General features: G+C 46.6%; 24 protein-coding genes. 15 read left to right on the forward strand and 9 right to left on the reverse strand.

Annotated elements, in window-relative coordinates; genetic code table 11:
* Positions 1-81: 81 nt before the first annotated feature.
* Genes BTA31_RS00935 through BTA31_RS00945 form a run of 3 tightly spaced genes read left to right on the forward strand, consistent with a single transcriptional unit; the run spans position 82 to position 3,987 of the window.
* Positions 82-1,743, forward strand: coding sequence for a spore germination protein (locus tag BTA31_RS00935; protein ID WP_083698250.1), 1,662 nt, complete (start codon positions 82-84; stop codon positions 1,741-1,743).
* Between the two features lie 5 nt (positions 1,744-1,748).
* Positions 1,749-2,864, forward strand: coding sequence for a GerAB/ArcD/ProY family transporter (locus tag BTA31_RS00940; protein ID WP_043926976.1), 1,116 nt, complete (start codon positions 1,749-1,751; stop codon positions 2,862-2,864).
* A complete protein-coding gene (locus BTA31_RS00945) occupies positions 2,851-3,987 on the forward strand; it encodes a Ger(x)C family spore germination protein (RefSeq protein ID WP_142243739.1) in 1,137 nt (378 codons plus the stop codon). Before BTA31_RS00940 ends, BTA31_RS00945 begins: the two co-directional genes overlap by 14 nt.
* Before the next feature lie 31 nt (positions 3,988-4,018).
* On the opposite strand, the gene ywaC is transcribed toward BTA31_RS00945, so the two are convergent.
* Positions 4,019-4,654 carry a GTP pyrophosphokinase YwaC gene (gene ywaC, locus BTA31_RS00950; protein WP_043926974.1) on the reverse strand — a complete coding sequence of 212 codons (636 nt, stop codon included), beginning with the start codon at positions 4,652-4,654 and terminating at the stop codon, positions 4,019-4,021.
* 222 nt (positions 4,655-4,876) lie between these two features.
* Here ywaC and BTA31_RS22685 point away from each other — a divergent pair, with 222 nt between their 5' ends.
* The 8 genes from BTA31_RS22685 to BTA31_RS00990 all read left to right on the forward strand — a co-directional run bounded on the left by BTA31_RS22685 (position 4,877) and on the right by BTA31_RS00990 (position 12,227).
* Positions 4,877-4,960, forward strand: a complete 84-nt coding sequence (locus tag BTA31_RS22685; RefSeq protein ID WP_016885663.1) for a YjcZ family sporulation protein — start codon at positions 4,877-4,879, stop codon at positions 4,958-4,960.
* 260 nt (positions 4,961-5,220) lie between these two features.
* Positions 5,221-5,370, forward strand: a complete 150-nt coding sequence (locus tag BTA31_RS00960; protein ID WP_003186278.1) for a teichoic acid D-Ala incorporation-associated protein DltX — start codon at positions 5,221-5,223, stop codon at positions 5,368-5,370.
* A gap of 14 nt (positions 5,371-5,384) precedes the next feature.
* Complete coding sequence (dltA, locus tag BTA31_RS00965) at positions 5,385-6,893, forward strand: D-alanine--poly(phosphoribitol) ligase subunit DltA (protein ID WP_076788351.1); 1,509 nt, start codon at positions 5,385-5,387, stop codon at positions 6,891-6,893.
* Positions 6,890-8,047, forward strand: a complete 1,158-nt coding sequence (gene dltB, locus BTA31_RS00970; RefSeq protein ID WP_076788354.1) for a D-alanyl-lipoteichoic acid biosynthesis protein DltB — start codon at positions 6,890-6,892, stop codon at positions 8,045-8,047. Before dltA ends, dltB begins: the two co-directional genes overlap by 4 nt.
* 15 nt (positions 8,048-8,062) lie before the next feature.
* Positions 8,063-8,299: a D-alanine--poly(phosphoribitol) ligase subunit 2 gene (gene dltC / locus BTA31_RS00975; protein ID WP_003186284.1), complete on the forward strand. Its 237-nt coding sequence runs from the start codon at positions 8,063-8,065 to the stop codon at positions 8,297-8,299.
* Positions 8,299-9,468 carry a D-alanyl-lipoteichoic acid biosynthesis protein DltD gene (dltD, locus tag BTA31_RS00980; RefSeq protein ID WP_076788356.1) on the forward strand — a complete coding sequence of 390 codons (1,170 nt, stop codon included), beginning with the start codon at positions 8,299-8,301 and terminating at the stop codon, positions 9,466-9,468. Before dltC ends, dltD begins: the two co-directional genes overlap by 1 nt.
* A gap of 171 nt (positions 9,469-9,639) precedes the next feature.
* Entirely contained in the window at positions 9,640-10,731 is a 1,092-nt protein-coding gene (locus BTA31_RS00985; RefSeq protein ID WP_043926912.1) for a branched-chain amino acid aminotransferase, read from the forward strand.
* A gap of 233 nt (positions 10,732-10,964) precedes the next feature.
* Positions 10,965-12,227, forward strand: coding sequence for an MFS transporter (locus tag BTA31_RS00990; protein ID WP_076788358.1), 1,263 nt, complete (start codon positions 10,965-10,967; stop codon positions 12,225-12,227).
* Between the two features lie 97 nt (positions 12,228-12,324).
* Here BTA31_RS00990 and BTA31_RS00995 read toward each other — a convergent pair whose 3' ends face one another.
* From BTA31_RS00995 to BTA31_RS01020, 6 genes are all read right to left on the reverse strand, one after another.
* Positions 12,325-13,653: a 6-phospho-beta-glucosidase gene (locus BTA31_RS00995; RefSeq protein ID WP_076788360.1), complete on the reverse strand. Its 1,329-nt coding sequence runs from the start codon at positions 13,651-13,653 to the stop codon at positions 12,325-12,327.
* Entirely contained in the window at positions 13,653-13,982 is a 330-nt protein-coding gene (locus BTA31_RS01000; protein ID WP_043926908.1) for a PTS lactose/cellobiose transporter subunit IIA, read from the reverse strand. Before BTA31_RS01000 ends, BTA31_RS00995 begins: the two co-directional genes overlap by 1 nt.
* A 15-nt stretch (positions 13,983-13,997) precedes the next feature.
* Positions 13,998-15,350, reverse strand: a complete 1,353-nt coding sequence (gene celB, locus BTA31_RS01005; protein WP_076788363.1) for a PTS cellobiose transporter subunit IIC — start codon at positions 15,348-15,350, stop codon at positions 13,998-14,000.
* A 14-nt stretch (positions 15,351-15,364) separates the two neighbouring features.
* Positions 15,365-15,670: a PTS lichenan transporter subunit IIB gene (licB, locus tag BTA31_RS01010; RefSeq protein WP_003186297.1), complete on the reverse strand. Its 306-nt coding sequence runs from the start codon at positions 15,668-15,670 to the stop codon at positions 15,365-15,367.
* Between the two features lie 126 nt (positions 15,671-15,796).
* Positions 15,797-17,743 carry a BglG family transcription antiterminator gene (locus BTA31_RS01015; protein WP_076788366.1) on the reverse strand — a complete coding sequence of 649 codons (1,947 nt, stop codon included), beginning with the start codon at positions 17,741-17,743 and terminating at the stop codon, positions 15,797-15,799.
* A gap of 325 nt (positions 17,744-18,068) precedes the next feature.
* Positions 18,069-18,659 (reverse strand): DNA-3-methyladenine glycosylase, encoded by a 591-nt coding sequence (locus tag BTA31_RS01020; protein WP_076788368.1) that lies wholly within the window; start codon positions 18,657-18,659, stop codon positions 18,069-18,071.
* 214 nt (positions 18,660-18,873) lie between these two features.
* Between BTA31_RS01020 and BTA31_RS01030 the strand changes: the two genes are divergently transcribed.
* The 4 genes from BTA31_RS01030 to prpB all read left to right on the forward strand — a co-directional run bounded on the left by BTA31_RS01030 (position 18,874) and on the right by prpB (position 23,141).
* The gene (locus BTA31_RS01030) at positions 18,874-19,545 is read left to right on the forward strand and encodes a GntR family transcriptional regulator (RefSeq protein ID WP_043926902.1); all 672 of its coding nucleotides are present in this window, start codon (positions 18,874-18,876) and stop codon (positions 19,543-19,545) included.
* Between the two features lie 75 nt (positions 19,546-19,620).
* Positions 19,621-20,736: a citrate synthase gene (gene mmgD, locus BTA31_RS01035; RefSeq protein WP_009329842.1), complete on the forward strand. Its 1,116-nt coding sequence runs from the start codon at positions 19,621-19,623 to the stop codon at positions 20,734-20,736.
* 35 nt (positions 20,737-20,771) lie between these two features.
* Positions 20,772-22,211, forward strand: coding sequence for a bifunctional 2-methylcitrate dehydratase/aconitate hydratase (locus tag BTA31_RS01040; protein WP_076788373.1), 1,440 nt, complete (start codon positions 20,772-20,774; stop codon positions 22,209-22,211).
* A 12-nt stretch (positions 22,212-22,223) separates the two neighbouring features.
* Positions 22,224-23,141: a methylisocitrate lyase gene (gene prpB / locus BTA31_RS01045; protein ID WP_043926897.1), complete on the forward strand. Its 918-nt coding sequence runs from the start codon at positions 22,224-22,226 to the stop codon at positions 23,139-23,141.
* A 56-nt stretch (positions 23,142-23,197) separates the two neighbouring features.
* Here prpB and BTA31_RS01050 read toward each other — a convergent pair whose 3' ends face one another.
* Together BTA31_RS01050 and BTA31_RS01055 are read right to left on the reverse strand one after the other, a co-directional pair.
* The gene (locus tag BTA31_RS01050) at positions 23,198-24,391 is read right to left on the reverse strand and encodes a chromate transporter (RefSeq protein ID WP_094777389.1); all 1,194 of its coding nucleotides are present in this window, start codon (positions 24,389-24,391) and stop codon (positions 23,198-23,200) included.
* 12 nt (positions 24,392-24,403) lie between these two features.
* Entirely contained in the window at positions 24,404-24,712 is a 309-nt protein-coding gene (locus BTA31_RS01055) for a PadR family transcriptional regulator (RefSeq protein ID WP_076788378.1), read from the reverse strand.
* Between the last annotated feature and the right edge of the window lie 87 nt (positions 24,713-24,799).

Raw genomic sequence — 24,799 nt, forward strand, 5'->3', positions numbered from 1 at the left:
CGCTTCCTCTTTTCTCTTCATGAAAAATTTACATGTTTTACATTTCAATAGTTCAAAATATGTAAAAAGGGGGAGATATCGATGAATGCATTGCTTTCTTTTCTATTTCGGTTTGACGTCATGACTGGTGCTTTCATTGTTGTTATTGTCCCTTACTTTTTTATAAAAGCCGGAGCGTTTTTAAAGGAAGTCCAACGGAAAACGAAATGGCCCGGTATAAAAGAAAAAAAGCAGCAGACAACGAAAGCCCTCTCAGGTGATCTGCAAGCCAATATCAATGAGATAGCCGGGCACATCGGTCACAGCTCTGACGTGTCAATCAGGGAATTTGTCATCGGTTCGTCAGGACGGAAGGCCGCTCTTATTTATATAGATGGACTCGCAGATAAACATATGATCCACGAACACCTTCTGACTCCGTTAATGAAAGCAGAAGGCGATGTCAAACAAGAATCGGATTCTCCGGACGCACTTTCCGAGGAGCGCTTTAAAGCCTTACTGCTGAATCGGCTGCTTCCGATGACCGGCGTCAAAGAAAACCGGGACCTTGACGATATTTTGCACGGCATTCTGACAGGTTCCGCAGCCTTGATCATCGACGGCTTTCATGACGGAATCATGATTGATGTGAAAGGCTGGAAATCGCGAAACATCGAAGAGCCGATCACAGAAAGTCTTGTCAGAGGCCCCCGGGTGGGGTTCGTCGAAAACCTGCGGGATAATACGGCGATTCTGCGAAGACTCAGTACAAACCCGAATTTGACCATGATCGATTATCAAATCGGCAAAATGGCTAAAGCATGCTCTCTCGTTTATATAAAAGGGATCGCAGAAGAAGGTCTTATCAAAGAAGTGACAGAGCGGATCAACAAAATAGACCTTGATGATGCGCTGGAATCGGGCTATATCGAAGAATTGATCGAAGACAACTATCTGTCCTTTTTCCCGCAAATTCAAAATACCGAGCGGCCCGATCGTGTGATGGGAGCTCTTTTGGAAGGCAGGGTTGCCATTCTGATGGACGGAACGCCTTTTGCGTTGATCGTTCCGGTTACGTTTCCGATGTTTTTTCAGACGCCTGAAGATTATTATGAACGCTGGCTGCCAATGTCGCTTATTCGCATGCTGCGTTTTGCGGCCGGTTTTATCAGCGTTTTCCTGCCGAGCATATACATTGCGTTTGTCTCTTTCCACCAGGGGATGATCCCGACCAAACTCGCTCTTTCCATTGCCAGCACCAGAATAGGCGTCCCTTTTCCTTCTTTAATTGAGGCCATTCTGATGGAGGTCTCAATCGAAATCCTGCGCGAAGCGGGACTGCGCCTGCCGAAGCCTGTCGGCCAGACGGTCGGCTTGGTCGGCGGCCTGGTAATCGGTGAAGCGGCTGTACAAGCAAGCCTTGTCAGTCCGATCATGGTCATCGTTGTGGCGCTGACGGCCATTTCCTCGTTTGCGATCCCACAATACGGCACAGGCATTTCTTTAAGAATACTGCGCTTTGTCGCCATGTTCTGCTCGGCCGTTTTTGGACTGTACGGCATTTTATTATTTTTGCTTGTGCTCTGCATTCATTTTTCAAAACTCGAAAGCTTCGGTGTTCCTTATTTTACGCCGGCTAATATTTTCAGCAAGGAAGATTTAAAAGACTTTATATTTCGGCTGCCTTTGTTTACGATGATCCGCCGCCCTGAAGAATTTTCCTCTGGCCATAACCGATACCGCCGAAAAAAGAAGAGGAAGTGAACGTGATGTTATTAAGAAGCAAAGAAGACCGGATTACCACCGTTCAAACGATCTACCTCGTATCATCTACGATTATTGCCGTCGGCATTTTGACGCTTCCGCGCGTGCTTGCCGAAGAGGTCGGGACCCCCGATATGTGGATCTCCATCATTCTCGGAGGCATCCTCTCGCTATTGACCGGCTTTTTGGTCATCAGCCTGGCGTTGCGCCATCCGCGGAGAACGTTTTTTGACTTCAGCAGACAGCTGGTAGGAAAAGGGGCAGGCAGCATTCTAAGCATCATTTTTATCTGGTACGCCATTTTGCTCGGAAGCTTTGAGATCCGCTCCATGGGTGAAGTCACTCAGTTTTATTTATTGGAAAGCACACCGATTGAACCGCTGATGATCTCCATGCTGTGGGTCGGAACCTATGTTGTGACAGGCGGCATCAATCCGATCGCCCGTCTATTCGAATTATTGGCTCCCATTACATTTATTATTTTTTTTCTCGTCATCATCATGGGGGTAAAGCTGTTTAATACCGAAAATTTGCTGCCGGTCTTGGGACAGGGATTCATCCCGGTCTTGAAAGGCATTGCCCCGACGTTTCTGACCAATTCAGGGATCGAGTTCATGATGATATGGACCGCCTTTATGAAGGAGCCGCAGAAAGCTAAAAAAGTGATCTTCTGGGGAATCGGCCTTCCGATTTCCTTATACTTAACAGCGATCGTCATCATCATCGGTGCGCTTTCATTAAACGGGACAAGTGTTGAGACTTGGCCGCTGATCACGCTCATTCAGCAATATGAATACAGAGGAATTTTATTTGAACGGTTTGAGTCTTTCTTATTGATCGTTTGGCTTATTCAGATTTTCGCCACATATGTAATCTGCCACTATATCGCTTCACTCGGCCTTTCGCAGCTGTTCGGTAAAAAGCTGACGCCGTTTGTTCTGATTGTACTGCCTTTTTTGTATTTAACGGCTCTTTTTCCGCAAAGTATAAATGACGTCTTTACAATGGGGGATATGATCGGCTACTACAGCCTTGTTGTATCCATCGCCTTCCCTGTCCTGTTATTGGGTGCAGCACGATTAAAAGGAGAAAGAAAAGGTGAGCGCCATGAAACGAATTAACATAGGGATCCTCCTGCTCTCTTGCATTTGTTTAGCTGGATGCTGGGATAATTACGATATTGAAGGGCTGTCCATCGTCATGGCCACAGGATTTGATAAAGGAAAAGAAAACCGGGGCGAGCCGTTGGAGTTGACGACACAGATTGCCGTATTTCAAAGTACAATTCAAGGACAGACCTCGATCAAGCCCCCATATCAAAACATCACGCTTGCAGGCGACTCCGTCCATGAAATTTTGCGCAATTTCTCATTGGAGCTTCCAAAGCCCATTTTTACGCAGCATCAAAAAGTGCTGATGATTGGAGAAGATCTGGCCAGATCGATCAATTTGCAGGATCTGTTCGATCAGAATATTAGAGACAACAATTCGAGGATGAGTCCTGAAATTTGCATTGCCTCCCCATCGGCAAAACAAGTACTCGATGTGCCTGGAAAGACGGAAACACCGACAGAGCGCATCATGGAGACGCTGAAAAATCGCTTCCGTACAGCAGGGATACTGCCCGTCGTAAGCCTGGGCGATGTGAAAGCTAACTTTGTCAGCAATACAAGCTTTTTACTGCAAAAGATCGATATACAGCACGGCCAGCTCGTATTTGACGGAGCCGGAATAGTGAAAGGTTCAAAGAAAAAACTCATCGGAACGCTGACAAAAGAAGAACTCGAAGGTATCGGCTGGATCACCGGGCAAATTGAGGGCGGACTCGTCAAGGTGAAAAATCAAGCTGACCAGGTGATGGTCTATGAAATCCAATCCGTTGACAGTCGAGTCAAGCTTTCAAAGAAAAACGGGCAGCCTTCCTTTCATATATATATCACCTCAAAAGGACGATTATCAGAAGACTGGACATCGCCGGGCAATGCCTTCCAAAACAAAAAGCTGAAAGAAGTCGAACGTCTTGCCGGAGATCAGGTCAAAGTGTGGATTAAGAACGCGCTCGGCAAACTGCAGGGCGAATACCGGACGGACGTCTTGAAATTCGGGGAAAAGTACAGAATTCAGTATCCGCGGGAATGGGAAAAAGTGAAAGGGAAATGGGATGAGATTTTCGCTGAGGCCGATATTACATATGATGTTGATATCAACATTGACAACTTCGGGTCAAGCGGCAGAAAAAAATAGCAGCCGGGCATTTTTTTAGCCCGGCTGCTTTTTATTGATCCGCTTTTGTTCGAATATGAAGCATTTTTTCATCCAGGTAGTTCGCGATGTCAGCCGCTTCTTTCAGCTCATCAGTGAGCTGGTTCGGCACTTCATTGTTCAATTTGTAGTAGATTTTATGCTCGAGGCTCGCCCAGAAATCCATTGCGATCGTCCTGATTTGAATCTCCACCTTGGCGTACTCGACGCGGTTGGTCAAGTAAACAGGCACTTCTACAATCAGGTGGAGACTCCTGTATCCGTTCGGCTTCGGATTTTTAATGTAGTCTTTCATTTTTAAAATCTTGATGTCTTCGTGTTCCTTCAACACTTCAACCATATTGTAAATGTCGGATAAAAACGAGCAGACGATTCTGAGACCGGCGATATCATTGATGTGCTCCTTAGCGGCCTTTGTCGTAATATCACAGCCCTTCCGCACAAGCTTGTTAATCAGGCTTTCAAAGCTTTTTACCCTTGATTTTGTATGCTCAATCGGGTTATGGCCGTGAATTAAATTATATTCCTGGCTGATAATCGAAAACTTCGTATCCATTTGATCCAAGGCAAATTTATAGACGAGGAGTTCGTTCTTCCAGTCCTCCATCAGGTTTCTCAAATCTTCTATCTGGGCTTCAGGCAGGCCCATCATCTTATCTATCGCCATATCCATTATATTTTCTCCTTATAACATCATTTCGTTTTTTCATTTTTTCAGTTAGTAGACGGGCACATCCGCGGTAAAGTTTCGATTGAAAGCGGAGATCAAAAAGTGGCCTGGTTTACCATTTTCCACTTTTTTAAATTTATTCCCCTTTCAAAAGTCATAAAGCTTTCATATTCTGTACTACCACTTTTCGGAGGTGATGATATGTCATACTCTAATAGTTTCGCTTTGATCGTTGTATTATTTATTTTGCTGATCATTGTGGGCTCCGCTTTTGTAAAGTATTAATTCATTCCCGCGCGAAGCCTTCTTCCGACAAACTGCAGGTTCATATCGAAAGGCGCTCCGCTTTTCATATGAGCCTGTTTTTTTGTTATTTAAAAAGAATTTATTTCCACAATAACAAAAAATGTTTATAATAGGATAGGCTCTGAGCTGACGGCATACGTCGCTTGGAAATAAAAACTCTCGCACAAATGAAACTTTTATACAACATTTTCGTCTTATACTGTTGTTAAGGCAATTCAATAACGGAAAGGAAAAGATCAATGTTAAATAAGCTAAGAATGTTGTATGAAAAAACAACAATGAAGTGGCTGCTCAACACTTCCTATTACTTTCTCATTCTGGTGCTGCTGTTTTTAATTTACGGATTCCATACAGCAAATACAGGTTCATATATTTATAATGACTTTTAATGGAGAAAAAAACAATGAAACTGATCGAAACAATTAAAAAATACGCGCAAACACAACCCGATACCCTTGCTTTTGTGAATGAAGAAGAAAAGCTGACATACGGAGAGCTTTGGTCACAATCTGAGCGCCTTGCCGCAAGGATTCAAAGCGAAGCTTTAACAGATGCTTCTCCGATCATTGTCTACGGACATATGAAACCGGTCATGGCGGTTTCTTTCCTGGCTTGCGTGAAAGCCGGCCATCCGTACATTCCAGTTGACGTATCGATTCCGGCAGACCGGATTCTGAAAATCATCAACAGTTCAAAAGCCGAGCTTTTGCTCAATAATTCAGGCACTTCGGTTGACACGGGAGATGCCTTCATTTCCGTAGTGGAACCGGGTGTTCTTGAAGGAGACGGGGTGCCGGAGACAGATCCCGCACGCTGGGTTGATGGTGAAGACACCTTTTACATTATCTACACATCCGGAAGCACGGGAAATCCAAAAGGCGTGCAAATCTCAGCCGGCAACCTTCAGAGCTTCACAGATTGGATCACGAATGACTTTCCGGTGGAAAGCGGCCAAGTGTTCTTAAATCAAGCCCCGTTTTCCTTTGATTTATCGGTGATGGATCTTTATCCGTGCCTGCAGTCCGGAGGCACATTGTGGACGGTTACGAAAGACATGATTAACCGGCCGAAACTGTTGTTTGAAGCGCTGAAACAGTCCAACGTCAACGTCTGGACATCGACGCCTTCATTCGCACAAATGTGCTTGATGGATCCGTCTTATTCGGAAGAGCTGCTTCCAGAGCTGAGCTTGTTTATGTTCTGCGGAGAAACGCTTCCGGCGTCAGTCGCCAGACAGCTTAAAGAAAGATTTCCAAAGGCTCGTGTTTTTAACACATACGGCCCGACCGAAGCGACCGTTGCCGTCACTTCCATCGAAGTAACAGACGACGTATTAAACAAGTATTCTTCTCTTCCTGTCGGTTCTGAAAAGCCGGAAACCGAGATCGTGATCATCAATGAAGACGGAAAAGCCGTCCAAGACGGGGAAAAAGGCGAGATCATTATTACCGGAGCAAGCGTCAGCAAAGGCTATTTAGGCGAAAAAGCGCTGACGGAAAAAGCGTTTTTCTCTTACAATGGCGTCCCTGCTTATCGCACCGGTGACGCAGGCTACAAAGAAAACGGACAGCTGTTCTTCCTCGGAAGACTCGATTTCCAAATTAAACTGCATGGCTACCGGATTGAGCTTGAAGAGATCGAATATCAAATCAATCAGTCCCGGTACGTGCAGTCGGCGGTCGTTATTCCATTCTACCGCGAGGAGAAAATCGAGTATCTGATCGCTATGATCGTGCCTGCCGAACACGATTTCGAAAAGGAATACCAGTTAACCAGTGCGATTAAGAAAGATTTGGGCAGCAAGCTGCCGGCCTATATGATTCCGAGAAAATTCATGTATCAAAAAGAGATTCCGATGACAGCAAACGGTAAAATCGACCGCAAGAGATTAAAAGAAGAGGTAACTGTATGACGCCTTATGGTTCATTTCTTTTCTTCATTATATTAGGAATTTTACTGGCGCCGACCATCATTCTCGGACTGAACGGAAAAAGCTTCCGCTTATATAATATGGCGGTTTCCGTCCTGGTTCTGGCGCTCATTTTTTCAAACAGCCTGCACGGGCTGATCATGCTGTGCCTGTTTACGCTTTGGCAGACGGTTCTGATCAAAGGGTATATCGCCTACCGTCTTAAAGCGAACAGCGGTATCGTATTTTGTCTGGCTGCAGCAGCTTCTATCCTGCCTCTGGCATTGTCAAAGCTGCTGCCGTTTTTCGCCGTTGACAACTGGGCAACATTTCTCGGAATCTCATATTTAACTTTTAAAGGGGTTCAGCTCATCATTGAAACCCGTGACGGTCTCATTAAAAAGCAGCTCCCAATCAGCAGACTGCTTTACTTTATTCTCTTTTTTCCAACCATCTCGTCAGGTCCGATCGACAGGTACCGCCGTTTTGAAAAAGACGATCAGACGGTATGGACGAAGGAGCAATACGAAGAACTGCTTTACAAAGGAATCAATAAAATCTTTCTCGGCTTTTTATATAAATTCATTATCGGCTATTGCATTAATACGTATGTCATTATGAAACTGCCGTTTTTGACTTCCGGCAGCTTCTCACATGGATTGGCATACATGTATGCGTACAGCCTTTATCTGTTTTTTGATTTTGCCGGCTACACGGCTTTTGCGGTCGGCGTCAGCTATATCATGGGAATCAAATCCCCTGAAAACTTTAATAAGCCGTTCATCAGCCGCAATATTAAAGATTTCTGGAACCGCTGGCATATGTCGCTTTCCTTCTGGTTCAGAGACTACGTCTTCATGCGCTTTGTCCTTTGGATGACGAAGAAAAAATGGATCAAAAACCGGATGGCTGTTTCCAATATCGGATATGTGCTGCTGTTCCTTCTGATGGGCGTCTGGCACGGCCTTGCCCCACAGTACATCGTCTATGGGCTGTATCACGCGCTGCTCATGGTCGGCTTTAACTTCTTTGAAAAATGGAATAAGAAATACAAGTGGTGGCCGAACAATAAGTGGACGACAGCCGTCTCAGTTGTGGTGACCTTCCACTTCGTATGTTTTGGATTTTTAATTTTCTCAGGGAGACTAATACACTAAAAGGAGATTTTCATAATGGATTTTAATCAAGAAGTACTTTCAGTTTTAGCAGAGGTATGTCAGGACGATATCGTAAAGGAAAATCCGGATATTGATATATTCGAAGAGGGAATCCTCGATTCCTTCGGCACGGTGGAATTGCTGCTCGCATTCGAAAGCCACTTTAACATTACAGTGCCGATTACAGAGTTTGACCGGGATGCATGGAACACGCCAAATCAAATCATAAAGCAGCTGAATGAGTTGAGATAATGAAAAAGCGTTTTTTATTCGGGCCAATCATCTTGGCGTTTTTACTTTTTTTCACCGCGATCTTGATCCCAAATGCATGGCTGGCAAAGCTGGTTCCTAAAGATCGCGTCGAAACTTCAGCTACAGAATTAAACCCGATGATGTTCCAGGGTATGTATCTTCAGGGCAAAGCGCTTGAAGATCCGAAATATCTTCCGATTTACGGATCATCGGAATTGTCCCGGTTAGATGCATTTCATCCGTCTAACTATTTTAAAGTAAACAATCAAGGGTTCACGCCTTACCTGGTCGGGAAAGGCGGTTCACAGTCCTTGATTCACGCGATCAACTTCGCGGCGCAGTCTGATCAATTAAAGGGCAAGAAAATCGTTTTCATTATTTCTCCGCAGTGGTTTCAAAAACACGGCTCAGACGAAGCCCACTTTGCGCCGAACTTCTCAGCTTTGCAGGCATACGATCTTGTGTTCAATCAAAATGTCGATTCCGAGCTGAAGAAAAAAATCATCAAACGCATGCTTAAATATCATGCAGTGAAGAATGACGCTCTGCTTTCAGCCCTTTTTAAAGCCGAGCTCGATCAGGACAAAGTGGCGCTGTCTCTTCTGACGCCGCCGGCAAAAGCTTACCAAAGCATTCTGGAGAAAAAGGACATCTATTATTCCATGGTTGAAGGAAACGGACCGAAGCGGACCATTTCCCAAGATGTAAAAAACAAATCGTGGGATGAATTAAAGCAGATGGCCGAAAAGGTCGGCGCCAAAGAATCCCGCAACAATGAGTATAAAATCTCAAACGGCGTTTATAAGAAATTGAAGGCGAAGCTGAAAAAGCTTAAAGGCCATAATAAAATGATGAACTATGCCGAGTCCGTCGAGTTCCATGATTTCCATCTCATGATGGATGTTTTGAAAGAATCCGGCGCAGAACCGCTGTTCATCTCGGTTCCGGTCCACGGCAAATTTTACGACTATACCGGCTTCCCTAAAAAAGGCCGGACAGATTTCTATAAAAAGATCAAAAAAGAAATCGAACAAGAAGGCTTTCAAGTTGCTGATTTAACGAATCATGAATATGATCCATACTTCCTGAAAGATACGCTCCACCTTGGCTGGAAAGGCTGGGTTTACGTCGATCAGGAGATCGAAGCTTTTTATAAAAAATCATCATAAAAAAGGATTCCCCTATAGGGAGTCCTTTTTTTGTCTGATTTAAATTTTTAAAGTTTCCAAAAATTCTATTTTACAAATTTCTCTGAAATCTATTGCGATTATCAAGAGAAGGTTTAAAATAGAAGATAAATATTTTTTGGAAAAAGACTAGAAACGGCAGGGAGAATGAATATGACAAAACCAACGATCAGCGTACAGCTCAGTACAGCAAAAAAGCAAAAGCCAGAGGCTGACAAGCTCGAATTCGGCCGGACCTTTACCGACCACATGTTTATCATGGACTATACGGCTGAAAACGGCTGGCACGATCCGAGAATCGTTCCTTACCAGCCGATTGAAATGGACCCGGCTGCAATGGTTTACCACTACGGACAATCCGTTTTTGAAGGGTTAAAAGCTTACTTATCAAGCGAAGGCAGAGTTCTTTTGTTCAGGCCTGAAAAAAACTTCGAGAGACTCAATAAATCCAACGACCGCCTCTGCATTCCGCGGGTTGATCCAGACACCGTTCTGGAAGGGCTGAAGCAGCTGGTACAGATCGACAAAGAATGGATTCCTCAAGCTGAGGGGACGTCCCTTTATATCCGTCCGTTCATTATTTCAACGGAACCGTACCTCGGCGTCGCCCCGTCCAATATGTATAAAATGCTGATCATTTTATCGCCGGTCGGATCTTATTACAAAGAAGGCATCCGCCCTGTGAAAATTGCCGTTGAAAGCGAATTTGTCCGCGCTGTGGCAGGCGGTACAGGCAATGCGAAAACGGCCGGAAACTACGCGGCGAGCCTGAAGGCTCAGGAAGTGGCGGAAAGCAAAGGCTTCTCACAAGTGCTATGGCTTGACGGAGTTGAAAAGAAATACATTGAAGAAGTAGGCAGCATGAACATCTTCTTCAAAATCAGCGGTGAAATTGTCACTCCGGCTCTGAACGGAAGCATTTTGGAAGGCATTACGAGAAACTCCGTCATCCATCTGCTAAAACAATGGGGACTCTCCGTAACAGAAAGAAAAATTTCAGTTGATGAACTGGTTCAGGCTCACAAAGACGGCCTGCTTGAAGAAGCATTCGGTACCGGAACCGCCGCTGTCATTTCCCCGGTCGGCGAGCTGATCTGGAAAGACGAAAGCCTTGTGATCAACAACGGGCAAACAGGAGAAATCGCCAAAAGGCTCTACCAAACGATTACCGGTATTCAAAAAGGCGCTTTGCCTGACACATTCGGCTGGACAGTTGAAGTTGATAAAGTCAGCCAGTCCTGCTAAGCGGTTTAAGCTCTCTTTTGCAAAAAAGAGGGCTTGCACCCTTATCGCGAAACTTGCCGGCGGCAGGCTATGTTTCTACACCCACTCACCTCTTTTTCATTCCGCCTTGTCAATCCTCTCGCACAAAACGATTCCATTTTATATATTTTATGTTAAAATTATCAATAACCATACCGGAAAGGAGAGATTATCCGTTCTCATGTAACATGCAAATCAAGAAAGGACGCTGAACGATGGATCAAACAAAATTGAGCGTCTGGGAAAAGAATTACACGTTCCTTTTCATCTCCAGGCTAATCAAAATCTCGGCTGACTGTTTTGCCTTCAACTCTATTTTATGGTTTTTAATCTTTGACGGAAAAGGTGCAATCGGCACCTCCCTGCTTCTTGCCGTCACTTTCCTCCCCGAGGCCTTTTTGGCGCCGATTACAGGGCCATTAGTCAAAAGAAGCGCCCTGAAATTCTGGATGTATTTTTCGGATTTAACAAGGGCAGCCGTCGTCATTACAATACCGATTTGCTACTTAAACGGCTTTTCACCGATGTGGTTTGTATTAGGACTCATGATCATCCATTCGGCAACAGGGGCGACATATAACCCGGCGTCAATTACGCTGATTCCGCAGATCGTGAACGAAAATCTCATCCAAAAAGCCAATGCGATTCTCCAGTCTTCTTCAGAAATCATCAGGCTGGGAGCCGTTACATTGTGCGGGGTGCTGCTGACTTTTATCGGGCCTGCAACGACTTTGGTCTTTTCATTTATCTTTTATATCATATCGGGCCTATTCGTGCTTTGCATCAAATACAGCATCACCCGGAATCAATCACAATCTGAGTCTCTTGCTCAAAGGGGTACATATTTTGCGAGATTAAAAAGAGGATTTACATTGGTGAAAAACCACAAAATATTATATCCGCTGGCGATTTATTGCATCTTCATGAACCTGGCGGCATCGCCTTGGGAAGCCCTTTCTGCGGTATATGTTGCAGAGGATTTAAACGGAACGCCGTTCATCCACTCGCTGCTGAAGGCTACGACGGCAGGAGGAGCATTTTTACTCGGATTTATCCTTGCAAAAGTAAAAATCAACAGGTACGGACTCCTTTTTATTACGGCAGGCATTCTTGAAGGGGCAGCTTATTTTATCGCAGGACTGAATACTTTCCTGCCGCTCGTATTTCTCGCCGCCTTTGCATTCGGGGCAGCCATCAGCTCGATCAATGTCCCCGAATTCACGATTATCCAGACATCTGTCGAAGGGGATGATCAGCCTCAAGTGTTTGCAGTCATCCATATGATCACAAATCTATCGCTTCCTTTAGGGGCAATTGCCTGCGGGTATGCCGCAAAAATGCTTGGTGCAGGGAGCGTGATCGCAATCGGCGGCTTCATCGAAATCATTGCGGGTATCGGCATCCTCATATTTACTCAGCTTGCCAAAGCCCGGCGGTCAGATCTGATAAAAGAAAAAGAAGCGAGCGCAAATATGTAGTATGAATGGGGTCGCTGCTGTTTCGCCAGGTCAGGCGGGGCGGTGTCTATAACAATGAAAAGGTTCCGGCTGACTCACCGGAACCTCAAATCTGTTCCTATGCTTCTACAGATCTAAAAAACTGCGGAAGATGCTCTTTATGCGCTTCAAGCATTTCGTCCAGTATTTGTTTCGCAATTTTGTCGGACGGAACGAGCGGGTTGATTGTCATGGCCACAAGTGCGGTGTTGTAATCGCCTGTAACAGCCGCTTCAGCCGCAATGCGTTCGAATGATTTGATTTGCTGGACAAGACCTCTTACGGTGACAGGCAAATCCCCGACCGCGATCGGTTTCGGCCCGTTTTTCGTCATGACACAGTTGACTTCTACTGCGGAGTCATCCGGAATGCTCGCGATCGCTCCGTTATTCATCGTATTGACAGGTTGAATGTCATGCTTGTCATTGAAAATCGAGCTGATCAAGTTGCAGGCAGCATCACTGTAATATGCGCCGCCGCGCTTTTCAAGTTGGGGCGGTTTGATCGCCAGCTCCGGATCTTTATACAGCTCAAACAATTCCTTTTCAACTTGCTGAACGACCTCTGCACGCGTTCCTTCCGTTTTTGAAGCCTCCAGTTCATGTTCAAGCATTTCCTGTGTTTTATAGTAGTAGCGGTGGTAGCCGCACGGAATCAGGCCGAGGCCGCGGATAAAGTCGGGTTCCCATGATTCTCCGGAGATATTTTTCATCGTCATCGCATTTTCAGGATCTGCCATCGCTTCGATCACTTTGTCTTTGACGCTGACGCCGTCAAGGAAAACGTCGAGTCCGAAAACCATATGATTTAATCCTGCAAATTGAATGTCTATGCGGTTTTCATCAACATCGAGCGCTTTTGCAACCCCCATCTTCATGCCGATCGGCACATTGCAGAGCCCGACGACTTTTTTCAAATTAGAATAGCGGAGCAGCGCTTCGGTCACCATGCCTGCCGGGTTGGTAAAGTTGACAAGCCACGCGTCAGGGCACAGTTCTTCGATGTCTTTTGCAATCTCGAGGATGACCGGAATGGTGCGAAGTCCTTTGAAAAGACCGCCCGGGCCATTTGTTTCCTGACCGATCACCCCGTATTTTAATGGAATTCGTTCATCTTTTGCTCTCGCTTCGAGCAAGCCGACGCGGAATTGCGTCGTGACAAAATCAGCGTCTTTTAAAGCCTCCCTGCGGTCGAGCGTCAGATGGACTTCGATCGGGACGCCTGCTTTTTCGACCATTCGCTTCGCCAGCGTGCCGACGATATTGAGTTTTTCTTCCCCTTCCGGTATATCGACGAGCCAGAGCTCGCTGACCGGAAGTTCGTCATGCCGTTTGATTAATCCCTCGACCAGCTCGGGCGTATAACTCGAACCTCCGCCAATTGTTACGATTTTCAATCCTTTTTTCATCAATTGACACCTCCGTGGACATTCATTTTTTCATAAAGCTCGACAATCTCCGCGGCCAAATCTTTCATGGTCATCGCATTCATTAAATGATCTTGGGCATGAATCATGAGCAGTGAAGGTTCGGTTTTTGTCCCCTTCGCTTCATTTTGAATCAAAGCTGTCTGAAAGTGATGCGCCTTGATCAGTTCTTCGTCAGCTGCCCGGATCTTTTCTTTTGCAGCTGCGAAATCTCCCTTTTTGGCTTCAGCTATCGCTTCCATGCAAAAGCTCCTGCCGTTCCCTCCGTGAAGGATAATTTGAAATATCGTTCGTTCCAATTCCTCGGACATCTTGGCACCCCTTTTCTATACACTGGCCTGTTGGCCGTCGGTTGCAGCCGTTCCGGCATCCAGCTCGCTCTCTTCTTTCAGTTTTTGTTTATCCCACATTCTAAAGAACGGATAGTATACGACAAACGAGATCAACAGGTTGATCAGCTGCATGACCGCTCCGGAAATTTTCCCTCCTGTTGCCAAATACCCGGAGAAGCCGGGCGGCATCGTCCACGGCACCGCAATCCCAGCCGGCTTTGCGACAAGACCTGTGCTCATTCCAATATAGGTTGCTGTTATCATGAACAGCGGCGACACGATGAACGGGATCAACAGCATCGGATTCATGACGATCGGCATGCCGAAGATAATCGGTTCGTTGATGTTAAAAACAGCGGGACCGATAGCGAGTCTGCCGAGCTGTTTCATTTGCTTGCTTCGCGCCCTAAGAAACATCGTAATGACCAAAGCCAAAGTAGCACCGCTGCCGCCGATGTTAATCCAAATCTCAAAAAACTGCGTCGTAAATATGTTCGGGAGCACTTCACCGGCTTGGAAAGCGAGACGGTTTTCGTCCATCGCTCCGTACCAGATCGGCGACATCACTCCGCCGACAATGTTTGCTCCATGGAGGCCGCAGGACCACAGCAGCATTTTTACAGTTTCAGCAATAAGGCTTCCGCCGAGACTGCCGCCAAGAACGGACAGAGGCGTGCCTAAAAGGACGTTGACGACATTATGGAGGCTTTCAAACGGCGTCATCTCAATTAAAAGGCGCGCTGCCCAGATCGAGCCGATAACGGCGAAGCCCGGAATCAGAGCGATAAATGATTTGCTGACAGCCGGTGGCACGCCGTCCGGCATTTTGACGACAATATCCTTTTGAACGACCCAGCGGTAAACCTCAGTGGAGAACATCGCGATCAGCATGCCGACAAACAGACCTTTGCTTCCCATTAATGAAATCGGGATGCCGCCTGACACTAAAATTTCCTCTGTTGCGCCTTCAGGTGTAAACGGAATCTGGTAGGGGGTCGCAAGCAGAAAAGCTGCTACGGCAATGGCGCCCGATGACAGAGCATCGATATCGTATTTCTCCGCCAGGCGGTACGCGATGCCGAACGTTGCGATCAGAGCCATAATGTCAAAGCTGACATTAACCGGGTAACTTAATTTCTCAGCCCATTGATCGCCGAAAATCCCCGCCATGAATTCCGGATATCCCGGAATCGGCAAATTGGCTAAAATGAGAAACAGCGATCCGATAATGATTAATGGCATGGTCAGAATAATACCGTCTCTGAGAGCCTGCAAATGGCGCTGAGCGGCAATTCTGCCGGCAACCGGCATGACCTTCTCCTCTAAAAACGCATTAAACTTATTCACCTGTGCCGCCTCCTTTAAGAGCCGGCAAGCTGTTCGGCGGATTTTAACACTTCTGCTCCATTACAAGTTCCGTAATGGACCGTATTGATGACATCGACGGGTACACCTTTCGATTCTCCTAATTTTTTTAATTGCGGGAGCATGTAACGGACTTGCGGACCAAGAAGCAATACGTCGGCTTTATCGATATGATTCTGAACCTCTCCTCCGGAAACGGCCCAGATTTTATAGTCTTTGCCTTGTTCCTCTGCGCTTTTTTCCATTTTCGTTACAAGCAGACTCGTTGACATTCCTGCGGCGCAAGCTAATAAGATATTCATGTTAAATAGTCCCCCTTTTACGTATCGTGTCTGATCTCTTTTACAGTTCCATCATATAATGAAACCGTTTTCATATACACTTAATGATTTTCCTGAGCGAAGAGGAAAAAAGACAAGGGGACATCTTCATTTGGCATATCGATGAGCCGGCCCGCTTTTTTTGAAAACGGACATAAACTCTCCGTACGTTTTGCATTTCAGGAGCTCCAGGACAACCGCCCTGTCATCTAAAACACGGCCCAAAAATTTGTACATCTCTTGCAAGTTTGCTGTATTGTCCTTCTCCACGCAAAGAAGGCAAATGAATTGAACCCTCTTATTCTCCCAGACTATCGGTTTTTGCAGCGTGCAAACCGCCCAAAAAGTCGAATCGGTTTTTGGTGTCATCGGATGGGGAATCGCAACCAGATTGCCGAAGCAAGTGGGCGCAACGGCCTCCCGTTCAAAGACCGAGGCTTCAAGCCCCGCGTCCGCAAGTCCTGATTGCGTCACTTTTCCGCACAGAAAGCGGAGGACATCCTCTCTCGAAGACAGACTTTCCTGCAAAAAGACAAGCTCTTTTTTCGTAAAAGTCGAAGCGATTCCGTCATCTTCGGCAAGCATTTGTTCTATTTTCGTTAAATCTCCCCCTCCCAGTATTGTGTTTACTTGAATTACCGGAATGGGAGACTCATCGGACAGCGGTATGGTGCTGATAACAAAGTCGAGTGCATGGAGCGCCATTTGATTCAGCTTGTAGTAATCAACCGTTCCAAGGATCTCAAGCTTTGAACCGAATGTTGCCCGCAGTCTGTCCTGAAGCAGCATGGCGCTTCCGGCTCCTGACGCACAGACAATCATACAGCGTTTTGAGGGTCTATTCATGTTTCGTCTTTCCATAGCTGCGCCGATATGCAGGGCGAGATAGCCGACTTCGCTTTCCTGAATGGCAAATCCCGTCTCTTTTTTGATGACTTCACCGGCTTGAATTCCTGCTTCAAATGCGAGCGGATAATTGGCTTTAATTGCGTCCAGCATCGGATTTCTGATATTCATGCCGTATCTGCAGCGATTCAAAGCCGGTTTTAGGTGAAGCCCGAGACCGATTTTTAATTCTTTGTCATCCCCAATGCCGAGGGTGAATTTTTGATCGATGGTTTTCATGATCAATTGCGTCAGCCGGTCTGTCTCTTCATCCATCATGTTTTCGATTGTACCGCTGCGAATGGAGGCCATAACCGTCCTTTTCGCGCCAAGCAAATGGATGGCGATGTAGGCCGTTTCTTGTTCCGGAAACGCCACTTGCAGCTTTTGTTCAAGAGTGCGGACAATCGCCCTCGCCACTTCATATTCTTTATGATTCATAATCTCCTTTACATCTTTGGAATAAAGAGAAACATGTTTGCCGCCGCGGATGCGTTTGCATGCAATGGCGACGTGGATAAGAAGATTGTTTAGTCCGATATCTGAAAGAGAAATTTGATCTTCGCCTATTTTTTCTAAAATCGTCTGACGGATCATAGCAAGCTCTTCTTTTGGGAGAATGGATATCCGGGTGTTCATAATATCAATATCCGTTTCCCGCTTTGGAAAAAGGTGCTCTGCGATGCACGATCGCAGCTTCATCTCATCTCCCTTCAGTTTAAAGCCGTAATTCGGTTTGATCTTCAGTTCAATGTTGTAAGGTTTAAGCCTTTTCTTCACATCTCTCATATCGTTTTGGATCGTCGATTTGCTAATAAACATCTCATCGGCTAAATCTTCAAGTTTGACATACTCCTCAGTTAAGAGAAGCCTTTTTAATAAATAGATAATACGCTCATTTGGAAAAACGGGAGTAGAAAGTTCTTCATGAAAGGTGTGCTGCAGAAGCTGGCGAAAGAGGCGGTCATTCTGGATGGAGAGCCGATAGCCTGCACCCCTGATCGATTGGACGGCAGCGCCGTTTTTGGAGAGAAGCCGGTCTAATTCTTTCACATCTGATCTGATCGTCCGAGAGGTCACATTTAGCTCATTGGCCAAATATGTGCTGGTTAACGGTAATTCTGCTCCTATCAATTCGCCGAGGATAAGCTTAAGCCGAGCATTGAGCATAGAAAAAGACCCTCCCACTAAGATACTTGAACCGAGAACAAACCTATACACTCAGGTATATTCATTCTTTTTGTGAAATTTGTCTCATAGTTAAGTAAATTCTATTATGGTTGCGCTTTCAAGTCAATTTGGCCTTTCTCCAAGAAAAAAGCCGGTTTAACCGGCTTTCAGATTCTTTTTCTCTCTTCGGTTTTTAATGATTTTCCATGCGATCGGATAGATGACAGGCGCCCATTTGACGGCGCTTTTAATCATTTTTTTCATGGCTTGGCTCCCTCCTGTTTTTTTACTGTTTTCCCTGATGAACGGGAGCCAAACCTTTTAACTATCTTGAGACATAGCGGTTCCCTTTTATCCAGAATCGCCAAGGGTATTCCCTCGCTTCACCTGAGTTGTCAATGCCTATTCGCGGACCGCTCAAAATGTCCTGGGGTTCATATCCTTTTGCAATATAAAGCGGCGGCGCCGTCAGCGTCCTGCCGTAATCGTTCATTGTGATGGAAAGCGCCTTTGTCAGCTTTCCCGGTCCGTTCGTCCAATCGCGCGGTTTCTTTCCGATCCTTCGCTTCTCCATCAGCGCGAGGCCTTCATGGGGTTCAAGCGCTCTGATCAGCACGGCCTCAGGTTCATCGGCTTCTCCGCTTACAACATTGATGAGTGTGTGGGTATGCATGGTATACGTATAGACCACGCCGGCTTCATGATACATAATTTCCGTACGTTTCGTCCGGCGGTTGCCGTAGCTGTGCGCCGCTCTGTCCCCAGGCCCTTTATAAGCCTCTGTCTCCACAATATATCCTGAAGCAAGCCCTTCTTCCGTTTCTTTGACGAGAAGACAGCCTAACAGAGATTGGGCGAGTTCAATTGTTGGTTTGTTGTAAAATTCGAGCGGGAGGGGTTCGTGAGCTTGATTCATTTTTGAATGGCCTCCTTTTTGCTAAAAGGCGAATTTGTCGATTGTGATATATTTTACCATTTTAAAAAGACTGAATGCCAGAAAATGAATGCGCCTTGATGGAGATGATGATTTGTATTTATATTTTTGGTCTTCCATGGATGACATTGACATATCTGTATTATTGTATACAATAATAATTATATTCTGAAAAAAGGAGGCGAAAGCTTTTTTCATGCACTCTTCAAATCCAGTCAAAAGACAGTCTGCAAGTGATTACGCTTACAACGAATTAAGAACGAAAATTATCGAACTTGAATACCCTCCCTCTGAACAGCTTGCTGAAGACAGTCTTGCAAAGGGTTTAAACATTAGCCGAACTCCTCTTCGCCAGGCTCTTTACCGGCTGGAGCTTGAAGGATTGGTCAGTAAACAGCCGAACGGCCGGCTTCGCGTATGCCCGATTTCGCTCGCTGAAGCGAAAGAGGTTTTTAAGGTTCGCGAAGCGCTTGAAGGACTACTCACTGCCGAAGCCGCACAGCTGGTGACGCCGGAGAGCCTTCATCTGCTTGAAGACCGCATCGAACTGATGAAGCTGGCTGCCGTAAAGGGCCGCAAAACAGATACGGTCAAATACGGATCAGAATTTCATTCCATCTTGCATGCCATCAGCACAAATGCAACCGCAAAACGGTTTCTGGATCAGCTTGAAAGCAGGATTGAACGGTACCGCAGAATCAGCGGATACAAAAACCCTGATTACAAACCGTCTGTATCTTTCAATGAACACTTGGACATTTTTAATGCCGTCAAAGAAAAAAACAGCGTTTTGGCAGAAGCCGCCATGCGTTCCCACATTAAACGAAGCTTACGTTCCATTGAAGAAACGCTGGAACGTTCATACTAATCCGCCGAACAGCCAATGCCATTCTCACAGCACGTTTTTGACACAAAAGTTAAAAAACGAATAAGAGGTGGAAAAATGGGCAAACAAGGTGTATTTAAACCGGGATTAGAAGGCGTTATCGCTGGGGAAACGAACATTTCTTTCTTAGATACGGAAGCGGAACAAATCGTCATTAAAGGCTATGATTTAATCGAACTTGCAGAACAAAAAACATATCTTGACCTCGTCTACCTCCTCCTTCAAGATAAGCTGCCTGATCCAATGGAATTGAAAGGGATTGAAAGCGCTTTAAAAAATGCGTATGAACTGCCCGGCGGAATCTATACCATTCTGAAGTCGCTTCCGAATAATACCCATCCGATGGATGCGCTCCGAACCGGGATTTCCGCTTTGGCAGGATATGATCCTGAATTGAATGACAGATCTCAAGCAGCAAACAGAAGCAAAGCGCTGCGCTTGATCGCTCAGGTTCCGAATATTACCGCCAACAGCTACCGCATCCTTCACCAGAAAAACGTCATCACACCTGATAAACAGCTTTCATTCAGCCAGAACTTTTTATATATGCTGACGGAAAAAGAACCGACTCCCCAAGAAACAGCCGTCTTTGATCAGACATTAATGCTGTACAGCGAGCACGAAATGCCGAACTCCACATTTGCCGCAAGAGTCATCGCCTCGACAAACACAGACATATACGGTGCTTTCACAGGCGCTGCAGCATCGCTTAAAGGACATTTGCACGGCGGTGCGAATGAAGCGGTGATGTACATGTTGCTCGAAGGAGAAACAAAATCGGGCTTCTGCAAGCTGATTGAGCATAAGTTAAGCAGAAAAGAAAAAATCATGGGCTTTGGGCACCGCGTCTATATGAGAAAAATGGACCCGCGCGCAGCCTTGCTGAAAAAAGCGCTCTATTCGCTTTCTCATAAAACCGGCAGACAGGATTTATATGAGATGTGCGATGCCGGCGAAAAGCTGATGCGCGAAGAAAAAGGCCTTTATCCGAACCTCGACTACTATGCGGCTCCGGTCTATTACCTGCTCGGCATACCGATCGATCTCTATACTCCGATTTTCTTCGCGGCACGGTCGGTCGGTCTAAGCGCGCATGTCATTGAACAGCACGAAGATAACAGGCTGTTCCGCCCGAGAGTTCACTATACCGGACCGCGTCATCTTCATCCATAGATCGCTTTGATTCAGAAAGAAGGGAGATAGATATTATGAAAACAGAAAGTCAAACGCTCCAAAATTGCGATCAATTGCTGGAAAAAATCGCCGACTATACGGTAAATGCCAAGATTTCAAGTGAAGAAGCAATTGAAACCGCCCGTTACGTCTTAATGGATACACTGGGCTGCGGCATTTTGGCGCTCAAATATCCGGAATGCGCCAAACATCTCGGCCCGATTGCCCCGGGTACGGTCGTCCCGAACGGCACCCGCGTCCCTGGAACGCAATTTGAGCTCGATCCTGTTCACGGAGCCTTCAATATCGGCTGCATGATCCGCTGGCTCGATTATAATGACACATGGCTGGCGGCCGAATGGGGCCACCCGTCAGATAACCTTGGAGCGATTTTAGCCTGCGCCGACTATGTCAGCAGGCAGCGGCTCGCGGCGGGCAAGGAACCGCTCACGATTAACGATGTCTTAACGGCCATTGTTAAGGCTCATGAAATCCAAGGCGTCCTTGCTCTCGAAAACAGCTTAAACAGAAACGGGCTTGACCATGTGCTATTCGTAAAAGTCGCCTCCACTGCTGTGGCATGCTCACTATTGGGGGGCACAAAACAGGATGTAGTCAACGCCGTCTCCCAAGCCTGGGTCGATAATTCAAGCCTGCGAACGTACCGCCACGCCCCAAATACCGGTTCGCGAAAGTCTTGGGCAGCAGGTGATGCGACCAGCCGCGGTGTGCGGCTCGCGATGATGACCTTGAAAGGCGAAATGGGATATAAAACCGCTTTGTCCGCTCCAATGTGGGGTTTTCAGGATGTCTTATTCGGCGGAAAAGAATTGACGCTCGCCAGACCGCTCGACTCTTATGTCATCGAAAATGTCCTTTTTAAAATTTCGTATCCGGCTGAATTCCACGCCCAAACGGCTGCTGAAGCCGCGATCAGGCTTCACAATGAAGTGAAAGACAGACTTGATGACATCGACCAAATCGTGATCACGACGCACGAATCGGCCATCCGGATTATCGACAAAACGGGAGAATTACACAATCCGGCTGACCGTGATCACTGCCTTCAGTATATAACAGCGATCGGATTAATCTACGGCGACATTACCGCTGACCATTATGAAGATGAAACCGCGCAAAATCCGGAGATCGACAGGCTGCGCGAAAAAATGACGACAGTCGAAAACAAACAGTATTCTACCGATTATCTCGACCCGGAAAAACGCTCGATCGCCAACGCTGTTCAAGTGTTTTATAAAGACGGCACACATTCGGAAAAAATCGCGGTCGAATACCCGATTGGTCATCGGCGCCGCCGCCATGAGGGCATCCCGCTCTTAAAAGAAAAATTGATCAATAATTTAAAAACGCGCTTTCCGGCGGGGCAAGCGGAACGAATCAACGCCCTGCTCAATGATCCTCACAGATTAAGCGGTACACCTGTGCCGGACTTTATGGAATTGTTTGTGATTTAGGAGGTTTTGAATATGTGGATTGTCTCGAAACAATCAACTCAGGAAGAGCTGGCCAATGCATTCAGAAAGCTGATGAAAGCGTCTGATATTTTGAAAATACCCGGTGTTCATGACGGGATGGCAGCCATTACCGCAAAAAACATCGGCTTCAAAGCGCTCTATCTCTCAGGGGCCGCCTACACGGCAAGCCGTGGCCTCCCTGACCTCGGAATGATACACTCCCAGGAAATCGCTGAAAAAGCAAGCGAACTTGTGAGAGCCGCAAATCTTCCGCTTTTGGTCGATATCGACACCGGCTACGGCGGTGTCCTAAATGCGGCGCGCACGGCGGCCGAAATGGCTGAGAGCAGGGTCGCAGCCGTTCAAATCGAAGATCAGCAGCTGCCTAAAAAATGCGGACATTTAAACGGAAAAACGCTTGTACCGGCAGAAGACATGATCGCAAAAATTAGAGCGATAAAAGAAACCGCCCCTTCGCTCGTCATCGTGGCACGCACGGATGCAAAAGCAGCGGAAGGGATGGAAGCCGCCGTCAGACGCGCCAATTTATACGCCGAAGCGGGAGCCGATGCCATCTTTCCGGAAGCATTAACAAGCGCGGCTGAGTTTCAGGAAATGGCTTCTTCCATTAAAGCGCCGCTCCTGGCCAATATGACCGAATTCGGAAAAACGCCTTATTATACGGCTGACGAATTCCAAATGCTCGGCTGCAGCATGGTTATTTACCCGGTGACTTCCCTGCGCGCTGCCGCGAAAGCTTATGAGCGGGTCTTCGCGGAGATTTTTGAAAAAGGCACGCAAAAGGATGTGCTCGATGACATGCAGACGCGCGAAGAATTATATGATGCGATTCATTACTACGACTATGAAAAACTGGACGAAAATATCGCCAAAACGGTGCTTCCCGAAATCGGAAAAGATCACCGTTGATACGAGAAACAAGGCTGCCGAATGGTCGGCAGCCTTATCCATTTATCCTTATCCATTTACAGCAGCTGCATCAACGCACCGCCGGCAGCACCAGCTGCAACGATGATCCACGGCGGGAGCTTCCAGTAGACAAGCAGGCTGAACAAAACCGCAGCGAATGCAAAATCGATCGGCGCCAATATCGAGCTCGTCCAGATCGGATGATAAAACGCGGAAATCAATATTCCCACAACGGCTGCATTCACTCCCATTAAAGCGCCCTTTACTTTAGGATTGCGGCGCAGCGTATCCCAGAAGGGCAGCGTCCCCAGAATCAGCAGGAACGCCGGCAGAAAAATCGCCGCTGTGGCGAGCAATCCGCCTTGCCAGCCGCTGATCACCGCACCAAGATATGCAGCGAATGTAAACAAAGGCCCCGGAACAGCTTGGGCGGCTCCATACCCGGCCAAAAATGCCTCTTCGCTTAACCATCCCGTCGGTACAAATTCCCGTTCTAATAACGGCAGCACCACATGCCCTCCTCCGAAGACCAAAGAACCCGACCTGTAAAAGCTGTCAAACATAGCAATCCAGCCGGACGATGTCATTTCCCTGAGCACCGGCAGCAGAATGAGAAGTCCGAAAAACAAGCTGAGACATACCGCCGCAAACCGGCGCGACACAGGAAACTGCATGACGGAATCATCCGTTTCAACTTGCTCTTTATAGATAAGATATCCGGCGAAAGCGGCGAGCAGGATGACTCCGACCTGTGTAAAAGCTGTCTGCCAGAGAAGAGTGGCGACTAGAGCAAACAGAGCGATCGCCTTGCGTCTTTTATCAGGTGTGAGCTTTTGTGCCATCCCCATAATGGCATGGGCGACTACGGCGACGGCTACGATTTTCAACCCATGAATCCAGCCGGCTGTCCCGATATCGAAGCCTTGCAGAATCATGGCAAATAATACGAGTGCTATGACAGATGGGAGAGTAAACCCGATGAACGCTAAGATTCCGCCGAGGACGCCGGCTCGCATGACGCCGATTCCGATCCCCACCTGGCTGCTGGCAGGGCCGGGCAGGAACTGGCATAAAGCGACCAGATCGGCATAGTTTTTTTCGTCCATCCATTTTCTTTTCCGGACATATTCGGCATGAAAATATCCCAAATGGGCGATTGGACCTCCGAATGATGTCAATCCAAGCCTGGTTGAAACGAATAGAATTTCAAGCAGCGACTTTAAGCTTCTGTCCGCTCTATGCTTTGTCATCATTCCACTCCTCTATTCTTTAATTTCTTTAAACAGTTCATATGCTTTCAATCTGGCTTCCTTCAGTACGCTTGCTCCTTTTTCCGTGGTTGAGTAGTATTTTCTGATTTTCCCATCCACATTCAGTTCTTCTTTTCGAAGAAGCCCGTCAGCTTCCATAGAATGAAGGATTGGATACAGCGTTCCCGCACTGATGTTATATCCGTGCTCTTTCAATTCCTCAAGCATCCACAATCCGAAAATCGGGTGTTCGCTGGCGTGGTGCAGAATATGAATTTGAATAAATCCTAGAAATAGCTTTCGCAATACCTTATCTTCCAATACCGCACCCCCTTTAACGAAACTCAATATCGAAATCCGATATCGATAGTTTATAACGAAAGTGTAGCATCGGTGCTCTCTCTTTTC

Source organism: Bacillus haynesii (genome assembly GCF_001969855.1).
Lineage (GTDB): Bacteria > Bacillota > Bacilli > Bacillales > Bacillaceae > Bacillus > Bacillus haynesii.

Excerpts from the sequence above, each read along its gene's own strand:
- BTA31_RS00935 (WP_083698250.1), top strand. The coding sequence starts at position 82 with ATGAATGCATTGCTTTCTTTTCTATTTCGGTTTGACGTCATGACTGGT.
- BTA31_RS00940 (WP_043926976.1), top strand. The coding sequence starts at position 1,749 with ATGTTATTAAGAAGCAAAGAAGACCGGATTACCACCGTTCAAACGATC.
- BTA31_RS00945 (WP_142243739.1), top strand. The coding sequence starts at position 2,851 with ATGAAACGAATTAACATAGGGATCCTCCTGCTCTCTTGCATTTGTTTA.
- ywaC (WP_043926974.1), bottom strand. The coding sequence starts at position 4,654 with ATGGGCCTGCCTGAAGCCCAGATAGAAGATTTGAGAAACCTGATGGAG.
- BTA31_RS22685 (WP_016885663.1), top strand. The coding sequence starts at position 4,877 with ATGTCATACTCTAATAGTTTCGCTTTGATCGTTGTATTATTTATTTTG.
- BTA31_RS00960 (WP_003186278.1), top strand. The coding sequence starts at position 5,221 with ATGTTAAATAAGCTAAGAATGTTGTATGAAAAAACAACAATGAAGTGG.
- dltA (WP_076788351.1), top strand. The coding sequence starts at position 5,385 with ATGAAACTGATCGAAACAATTAAAAAATACGCGCAAACACAACCCGAT.
- dltB (WP_076788354.1), top strand. The coding sequence starts at position 6,890 with ATGACGCCTTATGGTTCATTTCTTTTCTTCATTATATTAGGAATTTTA.
- dltC (WP_003186284.1), top strand. The coding sequence starts at position 8,063 with ATGGATTTTAATCAAGAAGTACTTTCAGTTTTAGCAGAGGTATGTCAG.
- dltD (WP_076788356.1), top strand. The coding sequence starts at position 8,299 with ATGAAAAAGCGTTTTTTATTCGGGCCAATCATCTTGGCGTTTTTACTT.
- BTA31_RS00985 (WP_043926912.1), top strand. The coding sequence starts at position 9,640 with ATGACAAAACCAACGATCAGCGTACAGCTCAGTACAGCAAAAAAGCAA.
- BTA31_RS00990 (WP_076788358.1), top strand. The coding sequence starts at position 10,965 with ATGGATCAAACAAAATTGAGCGTCTGGGAAAAGAATTACACGTTCCTT.
- BTA31_RS00995 (WP_076788360.1), bottom strand. The coding sequence starts at position 13,653 with ATGAAAAAAGGATTGAAAATCGTAACAATTGGCGGAGGTTCGAGTTAT.
- BTA31_RS01000 (WP_043926908.1), bottom strand. The coding sequence starts at position 13,982 with ATGTCCGAGGAATTGGAACGAACGATATTTCAAATTATCCTTCACGGA.
- licB (WP_003186297.1), bottom strand. The coding sequence starts at position 15,670 with ATGAATATCTTATTAGCTTGCGCCGCAGGAATGTCAACGAGTCTGCTT.
- BTA31_RS01015 (WP_076788366.1), bottom strand. The coding sequence starts at position 17,743 with ATGCTCAATGCTCGGCTTAAGCTTATCCTCGGCGAATTGATAGGAGCA.
- BTA31_RS01020 (WP_076788368.1), bottom strand. The coding sequence starts at position 18,659 with ATGAATCAAGCTCACGAACCCCTCCCGCTCGAATTTTACAACAAACCA.
- BTA31_RS01030 (WP_043926902.1), top strand. The coding sequence starts at position 18,874 with ATGCACTCTTCAAATCCAGTCAAAAGACAGTCTGCAAGTGATTACGCT.
- mmgD (WP_009329842.1), top strand. The coding sequence starts at position 19,621 with ATGGGCAAACAAGGTGTATTTAAACCGGGATTAGAAGGCGTTATCGCT.
- BTA31_RS01040 (WP_076788373.1), top strand. The coding sequence starts at position 20,772 with ATGAAAACAGAAAGTCAAACGCTCCAAAATTGCGATCAATTGCTGGAA.
- prpB (WP_043926897.1), top strand. The coding sequence starts at position 22,224 with ATGTGGATTGTCTCGAAACAATCAACTCAGGAAGAGCTGGCCAATGCA.
- BTA31_RS01050 (WP_094777389.1), bottom strand. The coding sequence starts at position 24,391 with ATGACAAAGCATAGAGCGGACAGAAGCTTAAAGTCGCTGCTTGAAATT.